At 61.1% G+C, this 13,999-nt stretch carries 9 protein-coding genes; 3 read left to right on the top strand and 6 right to left on the bottom strand.

Going from position 1 to position 13,999, the window contains the following annotated elements; translation table 11 throughout:
• Nucleotides 1-14 precede the first annotated feature (14 nt).
• Together VCJ09_RS09360 and VCJ09_RS09355 are read left to right on the top strand one after the other, a co-directional pair.
• The gene (locus VCJ09_RS09360; protein ID WP_324734633.1) at nucleotides 15-2,165 is read left to right on the top strand and encodes a type I secretion system permease/ATPase; all 2,151 of its coding nucleotides are present in this window, start codon (nucleotides 15-17) and stop codon (nucleotides 2,163-2,165) included.
• 10 nt (nucleotides 2,166-2,175) lie between these two features.
• A complete protein-coding gene (locus tag VCJ09_RS09355) occupies nucleotides 2,176-3,534 on the top strand; it encodes an HlyD family type I secretion periplasmic adaptor subunit (protein ID WP_324734086.1) in 1,359 nt (452 codons plus the stop codon).
• A gap of 30 nt (nucleotides 3,535-3,564) precedes the next feature.
• Here VCJ09_RS09355 and VCJ09_RS09350 read toward each other — a convergent pair whose 3' ends face one another.
• The 6 genes from VCJ09_RS09350 to VCJ09_RS09325 all read right to left on the bottom strand — a co-directional run bounded on the left by VCJ09_RS09350 (nucleotide 3,565) and on the right by VCJ09_RS09325 (nucleotide 10,630).
• Nucleotides 3,565-4,167, bottom strand: coding sequence for a tRNA-uridine aminocarboxypropyltransferase (locus VCJ09_RS09350; protein ID WP_324734085.1), 603 nt, complete (start codon nucleotides 4,165-4,167; stop codon nucleotides 3,565-3,567).
• A 138-nt stretch (nucleotides 4,168-4,305) separates the two neighbouring features.
• Entirely contained in the window at nucleotides 4,306-5,229 is a 924-nt protein-coding gene (gene gcvA / locus VCJ09_RS09345) for a transcriptional regulator GcvA (RefSeq protein WP_324734084.1), read from the bottom strand.
• 13 nt (nucleotides 5,230-5,242) lie between these two features.
• Nucleotides 5,243-6,025: an IclR family transcriptional regulator gene (locus VCJ09_RS09340; RefSeq protein ID WP_079201575.1), complete on the bottom strand. Its 783-nt coding sequence runs from the start codon at nucleotides 6,023-6,025 to the stop codon at nucleotides 5,243-5,245.
• 132 nt (nucleotides 6,026-6,157) lie between these two features.
• Entirely contained in the window at nucleotides 6,158-7,654 is a 1,497-nt protein-coding gene (locus tag VCJ09_RS09335) for a CoA-acylating methylmalonate-semialdehyde dehydrogenase (RefSeq protein ID WP_324734083.1), read from the bottom strand.
• A gap of 79 nt (nucleotides 7,655-7,733) precedes the next feature.
• Nucleotides 7,734-8,891, bottom strand: coding sequence for an iron-containing alcohol dehydrogenase (locus VCJ09_RS09330; RefSeq protein ID WP_324734082.1), 1,158 nt, complete (start codon nucleotides 8,889-8,891; stop codon nucleotides 7,734-7,736).
• Between the two features lie 113 nt (nucleotides 8,892-9,004).
• A complete protein-coding gene (locus VCJ09_RS09325) occupies nucleotides 9,005-10,630 on the bottom strand; it encodes a BCCT family transporter (RefSeq protein WP_324734081.1) in 1,626 nt (541 codons plus the stop codon).
• Between the two features lie 812 nt (nucleotides 10,631-11,442).
• On the opposite strand from VCJ09_RS09325, the gene VCJ09_RS09320 reads away from it, so the two are divergent.
• Complete coding sequence (locus tag VCJ09_RS09320; protein WP_324734080.1) at nucleotides 11,443-13,953, top strand: CoA transferase; 2,511 nt, start codon at nucleotides 11,443-11,445, stop codon at nucleotides 13,951-13,953.
• The last annotated feature ends 46 nt before the right edge of the window (nucleotides 13,954-13,999 follow it).

Below are 13,999 nucleotides of genomic sequence, written 5' to 3'. Positions count from 1 at the left end.
TATCCGTGACGACAATGGAAAGGCCTGACCCAACCAGCGATCCACGCGTGAGCCACGACGACCCATTGCTCGACGGCTTGCTGATCCTCTGCAAACTCCATAGCTGTACCGTCAGTCGTGGCAGCCTGAGCGCTGGCTTGCCGATGGCCGAGCAACGCCTGAGCGCTGACCTGCTGCCCCGTGCAGCAGCGCGAGCAGGCTTGCAGGGTCGCTTGCTGCGCCGCGAACTGACGGCCATTTCCGCACTGAACCTACCGGTACTGCTATTGCTCAAGAACGGGCGCAGCGCAGTTCTGCGCAAGTGGCTGGCCAACGATCAGGCGTTGATTCTGCCGTGCGAGGCGGACGGAGGTGAACAACAGGTTGCGCGGGCACAACTGGCCGAGGAGTACGGTGGTCAGGCATTCTTCGCCCGCCCACGACATGAGCTGGAAGATGCACGCACGCCACTGCTGCCGCGTATTGACGCCTGGTTCCGCGACACGCTCAAGCTGTCCCGCTGGCTGTATACCGATGCCATGCTGGCCAGTTTGCTGATCAACGTGCTCGGTCTGATGGTGCCGCTGTTCGTCATGCAGACCTATGACCGCGTGGTCCCCAACCAAGCCACCGCGACCCTCTGGGTGCTGGCCATCGGCCTATTCATCGGCACCTCCTTCGAACTGCTACTGCGGGTATTGCGCGCCAATCTGCTGGACAGCGCCGGCAAGAAAACCGACGTGGTGCTCTCGGCCACCCTGTTCGAACGCATTACCGGCATGTCCATGAAGGCGCGGCCGGCCACTGTCGGCGGCTTCGCCCAGAACATCCACGATTTCCAGGGCCTGCGCGAATTCCTTACAGCGGTGACTCTGACCAGTTTGATCGACCTGCCTTTCGCCCTGCTGATGATTGTGGTGATTGGCTTGTTCGGCGGTTCGCTGATTGTCATTCCGCTGCTGGCCTTTCCGCTCACGGCGATCTTTGCCCTGATCATTCAGGGCCGCCTGCGCGACACCGTGCAACGCAGCCTGGCTCTAGGCGCGGAGCGCCAGGCACTGCTGATCGAAACCCTCGGAGGCCTGGAAACCCTCAAGGCCTGCGGCGCGGAAAGCGAACGTCAACACCAGTGGGAAACCACCCATGGCGCTCTGACCCGGCTGGACGCCCACGCCCGCTTCCTCTCATCCCTGGCCACCAACGGCACCCTGTTTCTCCAGCAATGCGCGGGCATGGCCATCATCATCGCCGGGGTCTACGCGATCATCGCTGGCGACATGAGCGTCGGCGCGCTGATCGCCTGTTACATGCTCAACAGCCGGGTGCTGGCCCCGCTCGGCCAGGTTGCCGGGTTGATCACCCGCTACCAGCAAGCGCGCCTGACCATGAAAAGCACCGATGCGCTGATGGGGCTGCCGCAAGAACGCCAGACCAAGCAGCGGCCGCTGGAGCGGCCCCAGCTGAAAGGGGCCCTCGACGTGAGCCAGGTCAGCTTCAGCTACCCCGGACAAAGCAACCCGGCACTGGCCAAGATCAGCCTGCACCTGACCGCTGGCGAACGGGTCGGCATCATCGGCCGCAGCGGCTCAGGCAAGAGCACCCTGGCACGCCTGTTAATGGGTTTCTACACCCCGGATGAGGGGCAAATCCTGCTCGACGGCCTGGATCTGCGCCAGCTCGACGTAGCCGACCTGCGCCACCAGATCGGCTACGTATCTCACGACCTGCCGTTGTTGGCCGGCAGTCTGCGTGACAACCTGACCCTCGGCGCACGCTATGTCAGCGACGCACGCATGCTCGAAGTGGCCGAACTAACCGGCGTCAGTGAACTGGCCCGGCAACATCCCCAAGGCTTCGAGCGGCAGGTTGGCGAGCGTGGCCAGCAACTCTCTGGGGGCCAGCGCCAAGCCGTGCTGCTGGCCCGCGCCCTGTTGCTCGACCCACAAATCCTGGTGTTCGACGAGCCAACCAGTGCAATGGACAATACCAGCGAGGAAATCCTGCGCAGCCGCCTGCACACCTGGGCCCAGGGTAAAACCATGCTCCTGATCACCCATCGTAGCTCGATGCTCAGCCTGGTCGATCGCCTGGTGGTGCTGGACAACGGCCATATCGTCGCCGATGGCCCGAAAGCGGTGGTGATCGAAGCCTTGCGTAAGGGCCGCGTCGGCCCTGCAGCGGAATAGGGAGGTACTTATGCAACCGCATCAAGGCATCTTCGCCTACTTCGCCAGCCTGGGCAGGCGCAAGCAGGACACCGAGTTCATGCCGGAAGTCGAGGGCGCGATTCTCGAGGATTCGCCCTGGATGTCGCGAATCACCATCTGGGTGGTTTGTGCCTGCCTGATCGCCGCTTTGCTCTGGGCCCACTTTGCCGTGCTCGAAGAGGTCACCACCGGCGAGGGCAAAGCGATTCCCTCGAGCAAAATCCAGGTCATCCAGAACCTTGAAGGGGGAATCGTCAGTGAAATATTCGTGCGCGAAGGCCAGCTGGTGAACAAGGACGATGTGCTGCTGCGTCTCGACGACACGCGCTTTCTCTCCAATAAGGGCGAGACCGAAGCAGACCGTCTGGCGCTAATTGCCCGCATCGAACGACTGACCGCCGAAGCCGAAGGCCGTCCCATCGCCATGCCCGAAGAGATCACCCGCACGGCAGCGCAACTGGCCGAGGACGAACTGGCACTCTACGGCTCGCGGCAACAACGCCTGCATAGTGAACAACGGACACTTGGCGAACAGCTACTGCAAAAAAGCCAGGAGCTCGCGGAATTCCGTTCCAAGGCACAGCAATACCGTTCCAGCCTGGGCCTGATTCAGCAAGAGCTGAACATGTCGCAACCCCTGGTCGCCTCCGGGGCAATTTCCCAGGTAGAAATACTCCGCCTGCGCCGCAGCATGGTCGAAGTGCGTGGTTCACTCAACGCCACGACCCTGGCCATCCCCAGGGCGGAAGCAGCGGTCAACGAGATCAAGAGCAAGATCGAGGAGTCCGAACTGGGCTTTCGCTCCGACGCCTTCAAGGAACTCAATGATGCCCGCACCGAACTGAAAAAAATCACCGCCACCAGTTCGGCCATTCAGGACAGGGTTAGCCGCACCACCGTGGTGTCTCCGGTCAACGGCATCATCAAACAACTGAAGATCAACACCATCGGCGGCGTCGTCCAGCCAGGCAGCGACATGCTGGAGATCGTGCCGCTGGAAGATAACCTGCTAATCGAAGCCAAGGTACGCCCTAAGGATGTGGCCTTTCTCCATCCAGGGCAGAAAGCCATGGTCAAGTTCAGCGCCTACGACTACACCATCTATGGCGGACTCAGGGCCAATCTGGAGCTGATCAGCGCCGATACCATCATCGATGAGGAAGGCAACAGCTTCTACCTGATCCAGTTACGTACCGATAAAAGCCACCTGGGCAGCGACGAACACCCGCTGCTGATCATCCCCGGCATGATCGCCACCGTGGACATCATCACCGGCGAAAAAAGCGTGCTGGCTTACCTGCTAAAACCCGTACTCAAGGCCCGCGCCGAAGCGCTGCGCGAGCGCTGAAGCGGGCGCACTTGGTTAGCGACCAGCGCCTCAGCCACGCTGATGGTTGCGCCGAAAGGTCTCCTCGCCCATGGCCGCGATCTGCCCCTCGATCAGGGCCTCGAAGGGCTTGAGCAAGGCATCGAATTGCGCCGGTGCTTCCAGGATATCCAGCGCACTGACAACCGCCTCGATAGTCGACAAAGCCCCTGGCATCGGCGCCTTGCGCAACCGGTAGCGCGACTGCAGCCCCTCCGGCAACGCAACCCGCGGCAAGGCCGCCAGTAGGGGATTGAGGTGCAACAGTTTGCGCGCTTTACGCCAAGTGCCGTCGGGTACCACCAGCAGCGCAGGTTGATCGACTGCTTGCGTGGCGAACTGCTGCAGCGGCTGCGCACCCTCCCCCGGAAACAGCAGGCACGGTCGATACCCCGGCTGCGCCAGCAGCGCTGCTAGGTCCTCGAACACCTCGCCCACTCGTAGCTCGGCATTGCTCAAGCCCAAGGCGGCCAGGCGCGCGGTATTCAGTGCATGCTTGAGTTCGCTGGGGTGTTGCAGAATCAGCACGCGGGTAACGCTAGGCAACAACGGGATCAGCGCACAGAGACAATGATCGAGTGGGCGGCTACAGCGTGGGCAATGGGGACGTGGCATGGGCATCTCCTCAGCTGCGCAGTGTGCCACAAGCCCCGCGCCGGGCGGACTGCTGACTCAAGCCGCGATCAGGCTGAAGCCTGTCGCCGCACACACAGCGAGATGGCCACCGCGTTATCTAAGCGCGCAGCCCCGCGCCTAAGAATGAGCGTCAGGTACTGCCTCAAGGAGGCCTTCCTCAGCCTTTGCCTCCTCGATCAACCAGGACCAGAATGCCTCGGCATTGGGGTGCATGTACTGATGAGTCGGGCAGGTCAGATAGAACGACTCGGAGGCGCTGATCCGTTGCTCGAAAGGCGCCAGCAAACGCCCGCTGGCCAACATTTCCGCCACCAGGGAGGTGCGTCCCAGCGCCAGGCCATGGCCCAGGGCCGCCATTTCCAAGGCAGTGATCAACGTGTCGAACTGCATCCCCTGCGAGGCATCCAGGTGCTGGAAGCCCGTTTGCTTGAGCCAGTAGCCCCAGCCTTCTTCGTAGCCGATGACATGCAGTAATGTATGTGCGGAGAGCGCCTCGGGCGAATCGGGTGGGTTTACCCCATCGAGCAACGTGGGGCTGCAGACCGGAAACAGCTCGTCACGGGTCAGCCGGATGGCCTTGAGGCCCGGCCAGTTGCCCTTGCCGTAACGGATTTCCATATCCGCCTCCTTGCCCCGCTCATCCAGCCAGATATTGCTGGTGAACTGCAGGCTGACCTCGGGATGGCGCGCCCTGAAGCGGGCCAACCGGGGCGCCAGCCAAGTGGTGAAGAACACCAGATTGACCCTGATGATCAGTCGCCGAACACGGCCCATGCCGAACAGCTCATCCGTCGCGGCAATCAACCGCTCTATGGATTCATGAATCACCGGCATGTAGGCCTGGCCCGCCTCGGTCAGCTCCAACCCCCGGGGCAAGCGCTTGAACAGATTAACCCCCAACTGGCATTCCAGCCCCTTGACCTGCTGGCTGATGGCCGCCTGGGTCAGACTCAATTCGGCTGCGGCCTGGGTGAAATTCAGGTGGCGGGCGGACGCTTCAAATGAGCGCAGCCAATTTAACGGGGGGAGCCTTTTCTTCATATCGTGCTCATTTTCAATCTATGCCGACGTCCGGGTCATTGATTAGCTGGCCCAGTTCCACTGCAGCTTGGCGTAAGAGCGGAGTATATGTCAGCAGCTCGTCCAGGCTCTTGCGGATCAGCGGCGCATGGGCGAATAGACAGGCGAACAGCCGACCATCACGATCATTGACCGGCACCGCAAACGCAGCCAGACCATCGACAAACTCTTCATTGTCAGTGCCCACTTGGCTGGCTCTGATGTTCAGCAGATCAGCCTCAAGGGCATGCGGGTCGGTCAGGGTATTGCGGGCGTACTGACGCAGCGGCAGGTTGTGGATGATCCGCTGGCGCCGCTCCTTCGATAGCGAGCTGAGGTACAGCTTGCCACTGGCCGTACACCAAGTCGGGGTATGGCTGCCGATGGGCAGATGCACCTGCAGCGGTCTGTCCGTCTGCACCCGGTCGTAATAAATCATCTCGGTGCCGTTGGGGATGGCGATGCCACAGGTCTCGCCAATTGCCGCGGTCAGGCGCTGCAGGATGGCCTGGCGTGGCGCCTTGAAGCGCCCGCTGTAGAGCACCCCCAGCGCGATATCGTGCAGGCGGGCACCCGGCACGACCAGGCCGCGCATATTGGTTTGCAGATAGCCGTCCCCCTCAAGCTGCGCCAGCAGACGATGAATGCTCGGCTTGGGGATATCCAGCTGATAGGCCAGGTCGGCGGGAGACATGGGCCGTTCGGCCCTGGAGACCGCCTCGATGATTTCCAGAACGCGGGTAATCGAGGAGCCTTTTTCTCTGGCAGACGCGCTCATATTATTCTCCCCACACAGGCCTGGCACGCGACGCGCGCAGCAACAGGTGGATAGCAAAAAAGGCGACGGCCCTGTTCAGGGGCGTCGCCTAGGACCCGTAACAGAAACAGACTGCTACGGCGTATCAACCAATCACTTCATGGTCGGCATGGAGAACTCAGCGCCCTCACGTACACCCGCTGAAGGCCAGCGCTGGGTGACAGTCTTGCGCTTGGTGTAGAAGCGCACGGCATCGGGGCCATAGGCATGCAGGTCACCGAACAGCGAGCGCTTCCAGCCGCCGAAGCTGTGGTAGGCCACCGGCACCGGCAACGGCACGTTGATGCCGACCATGCCGACCTTGATGTTGTCGGAGAAGTAGCGCGCGGCCTCACCGTCGCGGGTGAAGATGCAGGTGCCGTTGCCATATTCGTGGGCATCGATCAGGTCCATGGCTTCCTGCATGCTGCCCACCCGTACGATCTGCAGCACCGGGCCGAAGATTTCCTCCTTGTAGCTGAGCATCTCCGGGCTGACGTTATCGATCAGCGTGCCGCCGACGAAGAAGCCGTTCTCATAGCCGGCCACCTGCGGGTTGCGGCCGTCGACCACAATAGTGGCGCCCTGCTCTTCGGCGCTGTCGATGTAACCAACGACCTTCTGCTGATGCGCCTTGGTGATCACCGGACCGAAGTCATTGCTCTTCTCCGAGTAAGCGCCGACCTTCAGCGCCTGCATGGCCTTCTGCATCTTCTCGACCAGGGCATCGGCGGCCGCATCGCCCACCGCGACCGCGACCGACAGCGCCATGCAACGCTCGCCCGAGGAGCCGAAGGCTGCACCGAGCAGCTGGTTCACCGCGTTATCCATGTCGGCATCGGGCATCACGATGGCGTGATTCTTTGCCCCGCCCAACGCCTGGCAGCGTTTGCCGTTGGCACTGGCGGTCTTGTAGATGTACTCGGCAATCGGCGTCGAACCGACAAAGCTGACCGCCTGAACGCGCGCGTCACTGAGCAGGGTGTCGACCGCTTCCTTGTCGCCATTGATGACCGTCATCACACCATCGGGCAAACCCGCTTCTTGCAACAGTTGGGCGATGAACAGGGTCGAGCTTGGGTCACGCTCGGACGGTTTGAGGATGAAGCAGTTGCCGCAGGCGATGGCCATCGGGAACATCCACAACGGCACCATAGCCGGGAAGTTGAACGGGGTGATACCCGCCACCACGCCCAGCGGCTGGAACTCGCTCCACGAATCAATATTCGGGCCGACATTCTTGCTGTGCTCACCCTTGAGCAGTTCGGGTGCGCCGCAGGCGTATTCGACGTTCTCGATGCCGCGCTGCAGCTCGCCCAGGGCATCGTGGGAAATCTTGCCGTGCTCCTCACCGATCATCTGCGCGATGCGCTCCGCGTTCTGCTCGAGCAGCTCCTTGAAGCGAAACATCACCCGCGCACGCTTGATCGGCGGGGTGTTGCGCCACGCCGGGAATGCGGCTTCGGCGGCGGCAATAGCCTGCTCGACGGTGGCCTTGGAGGCCAGCGCTACGCGCTTGCTGACTTCGCCGGTGGACGGGTTGTACACGTCCTGAAAGCGCTCGCCTGCACTGATGATCTGGCCGTTGATCAGGTGTCCTACTGTGTTCATCGCGGATATTCCTCGGAAAGTATTCAGGTCGCGGGCTCAGGGCCTGCAGTGATTAAAGGCAGTGATTAAAAGACTGGGCTTACCAGAGCTGCTGGTAGATCTCGATGATCTCTTCGGCACTCGGCACGCGCGGGTTGTTGTTCGGTGAACCGGAAGCCAGGGCCTGCTGCGCCATGACCTGCAACTGGTCGAAGTACTGCTGGCGGTCGATGCCGAACTGCTCGGGCGTGGGCACCTGCAACTCATCGTTGAGCGCACGCAGCTCGGTGAGTAGCTTGTCGTTGGCCACCTCAATACTGTCCTGCTCGCTGGCCACACCCATGGCGCGCGCGCAGTCGGCATAGCGCTCGGCTGCGGCCGGAATCGAGAACGCGGTGACACTCGGTAGCAGCATGGCGTTGGACAGACCATGGGGCACATGGAAATGCGCGCCTATGGGGCGGCTCATGCCATGCACCAAGGCCACCGAGGCATTGGAAAACGCCACGCCGGCCAGGGTCGAGCCGAGCATCATCGCTTCACGTGCGGCCTTGTCCGAGCCATCGTGGTAGGCGCGGCGCAGGTTGGGCGCGATCAGGCGCATGGCCGAGAGGGCCTGGCTGTCGCTGTAGAGGCTGGCCTTCTTGCTGACGTAGGCCTCCATCGCGTGGGTCAGGGCATCGATGCCGGTGTCGGCGGTGATGCGTGCCGGCAGACTCAGGGTCAGGCTGAAGTCGATCAGCGCCGCTACCGGCATGAAGCCAATACCGACACAGAGCATTTTCTCGTCGGTCTTCTCATCGGCAATGATGGTCACCCGGGTGACCTCCGAGCCGGTGCCCGCAGTCGTCGGCACCGCGATGATTGGCAGGCCGGACTCGATGACGATGCGCGGAAACTTGTAGTCGCGCATCTCGCCGCCATGCTTGGCCAGGATCGCAATGGCCTTGGCGCTGTCGATCGGGCTGCCACCGCCGAGGGCGATGATGCAGTCGTAATCGCCGTTGCGGGCTTTCTCGACACCAGCCTGTATGGAAGCAACAGTCGGCTCGGGCACGGTGTCATCGAACACATCGGCGCTCATCTGCTGGCCTGCCAGGATGTCTTGTATCCGGCTGGCGTAGCCCAGCTGCACCATCATCTTGTCGGTGATGATCAGCGGTCGTGTACAGCCGAGGCTGGCCAGCACGTTGGGGATATCCTGGCTGGCGCCCTCGCCGATCTGCATGATGCGGGGGAGGATCACTTGAGTAGACATGGCGACTCCGCTATTGCTGAGACAAGAACCGTCGGTGTGCACGCCGTGCATCATCCTGCAGCCTTGCTGGGGTAAGTGGGCACCACGAACCTGGGTTCGCGGTGCAATTCAGATCAGAGACTGCTCGGGGCCGCTGCAGACTCGATGGCAGCCATTGCCTCAGTTGCCTGCACCGGCTTGGCATTGCCAACAGCCTTGCTCGTTAGCGGTTCCTGACGCAACGCTTTGATGAAGCCGAAAGTAGACAGAATGACAACCAAGGAGAACGGCAGCGCAGCGACGATGGAGGCCGTTTGCAGGGCCTTGAGCCCACCGGCAAACAGCAATCCGGCGGCTACGGCGCCGATGGCCACACCCCAGAACACCCGGAGACGAGCCGGTGGATGCTCATGGCCCATAGTGATCAAGGTGCAAATTACCAGGGTGGCCGAGTCGGCCGAGGTGACGAAGTAGGTCACCAGCAACAGGGTGCAGATTCCCGCGACAAGCAGTGTCAGCAACTGGCCCAGGCCCATCAATTCAATGGTCTTGAACAAGGCCATGGTGATGTCTTCATTGACCGCCGCTGTCACGCCACCGCCACCAAACAGCTCGATAAACATGGCGGTGTTACCGAAGATGGTGATCCAGAAGGTTGCCAGTACGGTCGGCGCGATCAGCACGCCCAGGACGAACTCACGAATGGTGCGACCCTTGGAGATACGCGCGATGAACATGCCGCAGAACGGCGCCCAGGCGATCCACCAGCCCCAGTAGAAGACGGTCCACCAGCCCTGCCACTCACTCTTCGGATCGGGATCGACCCACATGCCTAACTGCACGACATTGGCCAGGTAGTCACCGGAGTTGGTGACGAAGGCGCCGATGAGGTAGGCCGTCGGACCACAAATAACGAACAGCGCCAGAATCACCATGGTCAGCTGCATGTTCAGCTCGCTGAGGATGCGAATCCCCTTGTTCACGCCGCTCAGTACCGAAGCGGTGGCGATCACCGAGATCACCGCAATCAGGATCACCTGATTGGTGATCGACACCTCGATGCCCAACAAGTATTGCAGCCCCGCGTTCATCTGCTGCGCGCCCAGACCAAGCGATGTGGCGATGCCGAATACCGTGCCGAACACCGCGAGCAGATCTGCGGCATGCCCCAGCGGACCATAGATCCGCTCACCTAGTAGCGGGTACAGGCAGGAGCGGATCGACAGCGGCAAGCCCTTGCGGTAGGAAAAATAAGCCAGCATCAAGCCGAAAGCCGCAAACAACGCCCAACCGTGCAGGCCCCAATGGAAGATCGCAATGCGCATGGCAACTTGTGCGGCCTCTGCGGTCATCGCCTGCCCTTCTCCGATAAAGGGATTGCTCTGAAAGTGGTAGATCGGCTCGGCGATACTCCAGAACAGAATACCGATGCCAATACCCGCGCCGAACAACATGGAAAACCAGGAGAAGTTACTGAACTCCGGCCTGTCGCCGTCCTTGCCCAGGCGGATGCTGCCATAACGGCTGAAGATCAGCCAAACAGCGAAAAACAGAAAGAAACTCATGATGCCGACGTAATACCAGGCCAGCTTCGAGGCAATAAAGCCTTTGGCCGCACTGTAAATGGAATCGGCATAAACAGGATCGATAACCGTAAACAGCACAAACGCGATAACCAGCAGTGCCGAACCGATCGACATAACCGGATTCACCTCAGCTAGCAACCCACCTTTGGGCGTCAACTGTTTCGCGCTACTCATGACGCGATCCTCTGTTCGATATATTTTTTGTAATTGTTATTCATCTTGCACCTTTCAACTGTTGGTTAATCTTTGCCGGGCAAAGATCTAGTTGACCATGAGCGAAAACGCAGCGTGCTCATGGAGGGGCCGTACCTGCGCACCCCACGACAATGGCAGTGAGAGATGCGAGCACAGCTGTAGTTGTTAGACGGGGCAGCAGTAGCGATACACAGCAAGCAGGACGCCTATATCGATACGAAATCTATTGTTATGAATGCGGATATCGATGAGAAGCAAAAAAAAAGCAGGCAATGCCCCTTGTTTGCTTATGGGTAGATTAGTCAAAACGCGCCCATCACGGCCTCTGAGCCAGCCTCGCCGCGGGCCATAGCGGCAACCCTACCTCGCCAAACACACCGACCGGACCTGATTTGCCGGGCCTCCAGCGCAGCCTCAGGTATGGAATTTATGCAGCCATAAAAAAAACACCCTCTTAGGTCAATTTTTTATTGCTGGCTGCCACCTCTCTTCATTCCTAATATCGGCGTTATCGAAAAAGCGCCGACCCCTACCAGCTGTTTCAGCCACCTATATAGGCTGCTGTTTGGGCACACCCCAGCAGACTGGCAGAACTAAGCAACACTCGGTGTAGCGTTAAGCATTGGCCGGACCTTTATCACCTGGCAAGTCGTTCAGCCTGAACAACATGCCAAACCGGTTATTAGCGGGTCGTGCAACCTGACAGCAGCGCCCATGGCAATCAAACAAAAATCCAACTTGGCTGTTTAGTCTCCGCCAGCCGGTTCAGCTTATTTGAAGGATAAATTGCAATGAACAACCAACAATTGCCGTTAACCGGAGTTCGCGTAGTTGATTTCGGTCAACAGATTGCCGCACCGGCCGTGGCCATGACCCTGGCCGACCTGGGCGCTACCGTCGTGCACATCGATCCACCCGCAGGCCCACAGTGGGATCATCCGGCTAACGCCGTACTCAACCGCAACAAGAGTTCTCTGCGCCTGGACCTGAAGACCGAAGCCGGCCTGGCTCAGGCCCTTACCCTGATCGAACAAGCCGACATCGTCATCGAGGGCTTCCGCCCGGGTGTCATGCAGCGCCTGGGTATCGACTTCACCCAACTGCGTGAAGCGCGTCCGGAGCTGATCACCCTGTCGGTTCCCGGTTTCGCCAGCAACGACACCCTGCGCCGCGAGTGGAAAGCCACCGAAGCCGTGGTCGCCGCGACCGGCGGTGCCTTCACCGACATGGGCTTCAACCGCGTATTGCTGGGTCTGAACCCGAGCTTCTCGCCGCTGCCGTTGGGCTCCGCCTACGCCACCACTCTGGCAGCCTCCTCGGTGGTACTGGCCCTGCAGGCCCGGGAAAAAACCGGCCGCGGCGATGCCATCGAAGTGCCGGTGATTTCCGCCCTGATGGAAGGCCTCTCGTACAATTCCTACGTCATCGAAGGCCTGCCCGAGCGCTACAAGACCATGCGCGAGCTGGAAATCGAGCAGCGCAAGGCCAACAACATTGCGATGGACCTGAGCTACGCCGATCTGCAGGAATACCTGGACCCCTTCTACCGCACCTACAAGTGCGCCGATGGCCGCATGTTCTACTGCGTCTGCCCATCGCACCGCAACCACGCCAAGCGCGCCCTGACGGTCCTCGGCATCTATGAAGAACTGGTCGCCGAAGGTCTGCCGGAAGTGCAAAACCTGCACGCCCCGATCAGCGAGTGGGACGGCGAGACCTCCATCGGCGTGTACCCGCTGCCGAAGAAATGGGCCGACCACATCTCGGCCAAGATGAAGACAGCCTTCCTGACCAAGACCTCCGAAGAGTGGGCCGTGATCTTTGGCGAAGGGCAGATCCCCGGCGCGCCGCACCGCACCACCCAGGAATGGGTCAACCACGAGCACACCAACACGGCGGGCCTGATCGTCGAGGTCAATGACCCGATCTATGGCCTGATGAAGCAACCAGGGCCGTTTACCTGGCTGGAAGAGTCTGCCGCGCAGATGGTCACCCCGCGACCGCGCAAAAACGTCAGCTTCGAGCAGGCACTGGCCGAGCTCAGTGCAGTGGCCGCCGCGCAAACCGTGACCCGTCCGGTCGGTGCCGCGGTCAAGCCGGCGTCCAATGCTGGCTGGCTTGATGGAACCCGCATTCTCGACCTGACCAACGTGATCGCCGGCCCGCATGCCACCGCGTTCCTCGCCCGCTTCGGCGCCGAGGTGATCAAGCTCGATACCGTCAAACCCATGTACGACCCGCTGATCGGCACCCTGTTCAGCTTCCAGACCAGCATGGGCAAGCGCAGCGCCCTGGTCGACATCATGAGCAGTGAAGGTCGCGAGGTGTTCAATCGCCTGGTGCGCTCGGTCGACATGGTGGTAATCAACGCCCCCGAGCGTCAGCTCAAGGCCCTGGGCCTGGATCACGACAGCCTGCAAGCGGTCAACCCAGGCGTGCTGTTCTGCCGCCTCGACTGCCTCGGCGGTCCGCTGCCAGGCCCGAAGACCAACTACATCGGCTACGACGACATCATCCAGGCGCACAGCGGCATCATGAGTCGTTTTGGCGGCCCGGAAACCCCGGAAGAGCACGCCCACCTCGGTACCCTGGACGTCAACTGCGGCTTCGCCGCGGGCCTGGGCATGGCCGTGTCGATTTACCACAAGCTGAAAACGGGTGAGGCGACCCGTTCGCGCACCTCGCTGTCGGCGGTCACCAACCTGGCGCAGCTGTCGTTCGCCTTCGACTACGCGGGCCGTGCGCCCTTCAATGAGCCGTCTGGCCGGGAAGTGCTGGGCCACAACGTCCTGTCGCATTTCTACAAGACTGCTGACGGCTGGCTCTACCTCGATTCCAAGGAGTCGGAACTGCCTCAGCTGGAGCTGATCGAGGGCCTAGCCGGCATCAGCACTGCGGCCAGCATCAGTGAATTCCTGAAGGCTGCACTGCTGACCGCACCAGCCGCCTACTGGGCGGAAACCTTGCAGGCCGCCGATATCGCCGCGGCAGTACCGATGTCCATCGAGACCTTGCGCGAGCAGTACACCCGCGCAGGCGACGGCACGGTGGGGATTGACCGAGGCAGCTTCGCCTTCTCCATCCACCACGACCATCCGAGTGGCCATTGCCTGACGCAGATCGATCACCTGGCGATTCGTCCTGCCGAGGCCAGCATCAAGGCCGTGACCCTGCCGGAGCGTTGGGGCCATTCCACCCGTGAAGTGCTCGCGGACATGGACTACAGCGAGGCGCAAATCGATTCGATGATCGAGCGCGAGATTGCCAGCCTGGGCTGGTCCGAGGAGTTCCTGCCTAGCTGACCCCAGGCGTAAAGACAGCGGGCGGAACGGATGTTCCGCCCGTTTT

Source organism: Pseudomonas paeninsulae (genome assembly GCF_035621475.1).
Classification (GTDB): domain Bacteria; phylum Pseudomonadota; class Gammaproteobacteria; order Pseudomonadales; family Pseudomonadaceae; genus Aquipseudomonas; species Aquipseudomonas paeninsulae.
This window is presented reverse-complemented; position numbering and strand designations above follow the sequence as displayed.